Below are 1,653 nucleotides of genomic sequence, written 5' to 3' on the forward strand. Positions count from 1 at the left end.
CCCTATGCGTCAACGTAGTTGTCACCTAAACGGATTGAGAGGTGATCAACATGCGTTACCCCGCAGAGCGTAAGGAAGCCATCCTCAAGAAGATGGCGCCGCCGATGAGCATAACCATCCCGGAACTGGCCGAGCAGGAAGGCATCACCGCGACAACCCTCTACAATTGGCGGAAACAGGCCAGAGCACGAGGACAGGTTTTGCCATCACGTTCGAACGAGCCCGACCAGTGGACCAGCCAGGAGAAATTCCAGATCGTCCTGGAGACGGCCCCGATGAACGAGGCCGAACTCAGCGCCTATTGCCGCGAGCGTGGGCTCTACCCCGAGCAGGTGGAGGCCTGGCGGGATGCCTGCATGAACGCCAACGATGATGCAGCGGCCCAGGCCAAGCAGCTCCGCCAGGCGCGTAAGGCGGAGCAGAAGCGACTCCGCAAGCTGGAGCGCGAGCTGCACCGCAAGGATAAGGCCCTCGCCGAGACGGCAGCGCTGCTGGCCTTGTCAAAAAAGGCAGAGGCGATCTGGGGCACGACCAACGACGAGGACGACTGACCAGCCTCCCGGATCGCCAGCGCATCGTGACCCTGGTGCAAAGCGCCCAGCGTGACGGTGCTCGGCTGGCCAAGGCCTGTCAGGTGATGGGCATCAACGTGCGGACCTACTACCGCTGGGTCGCCGAAGGCGAGGTGGTGGCTGATCGCCGCCCCGACGCCGACCGGCCGGAGCCAGCCAACAAACTGTCGCCGGAGGAGCGCGAGGCGATCGTGGCGCTGTGCAACGCCCCGGAGTACCGAAGCCGACCACCAGCCTTCATCGTGGCCGATCAGGCGGACAAGGGCCGCTACCTGGCTTCTGAATCGACGATGTATCGAGTGCTTCATGAATACGACCAGCAACATCACCGGGGCCGACAGCAGGCTCCACAGCGCAAGCGCCTTCCGACGACACACCAAGCCTCGGCGCCTAACCGCTTGTGGTGCTGGGATATTTCATGGTTGCCCGGTCCTGCGCGAGGTACCTGGTGGTATCTGTATCTGATCATGGACGTCTTTAGTCGCAAGATCGTTGGGCACGAGGTCTACGAGACGGAGACCGGCGAGCTGGCGGCCGAGCTGATCCAGAAGGCCTGCTGGCGAGAGCACCTGACAGACCGGCATAAGCCTCTGATTCTGCACTCGGATAACGGCAGCCCGATGAAGGCAGCGACCTTTTTGGAGAAGCTCTACGATCTGGGCATCACACCGTCGTACAGCCGGCCAAGAGTCAGCAATGACAACGCCTTCGCCGAGTCGGCCTTCAAGACGCTGAAGTACCGGCCGGGCTTCCCCGCTGACGGCTTCGCCACCCTGGCCGAGGCTCAGGACTGGGTTCAGCAATTTACCGAGTGGTACAACCACGAGCACCGGCACAGCGCCCTTCGCTACGTCACGCCGAGCCAGCGTCATAACGGCGAGGCCAAAGGCATCCTGGCCCAGCGCCGGGAGGTCTTCGAGGCGGCGAAGCAGCGTCACCCGGAGCGCTGGTCGGGTGACATCCGGAAGCTCAGCCTGCCTGAGATCGTGCACCTGAATCCCGAGCGGGACCCAGTGCCGCAGGCAGCAGGGTTTTAAAGAGCCAGAACTATTTCATATGCCAACTATGTTGACAGACTCCG

Annotated in this window: 1 protein-coding gene; it reads left to right on the plus strand. The window is 62.5% G+C overall.

Annotated elements, in window-relative coordinates; translation table 11 throughout:
- The first annotated feature begins 50 nt into the window (after positions 1-50).
- Positions 51-1,609, plus strand: a protein-coding gene (locus tag BLP96_RS19695; protein WP_089689230.1) for an IS3 family transposase whose coding sequence is annotated in 2 segments (ribosomal slippage) — positions 51-527 and positions 530-1,609 — 1,557 coding nt in all. Because the reading frame shifts where the segments join, the coding sequence is not laid out codon by codon here.
- Positions 1,610-1,653: the final 44 nt, after the last annotated feature.

Source organism: Billgrantia gudaonensis (assembly GCF_900100195.1).
GTDB lineage: Bacteria > Pseudomonadota > Gammaproteobacteria > Pseudomonadales > Halomonadaceae > Halomonas > Halomonas gudaonensis.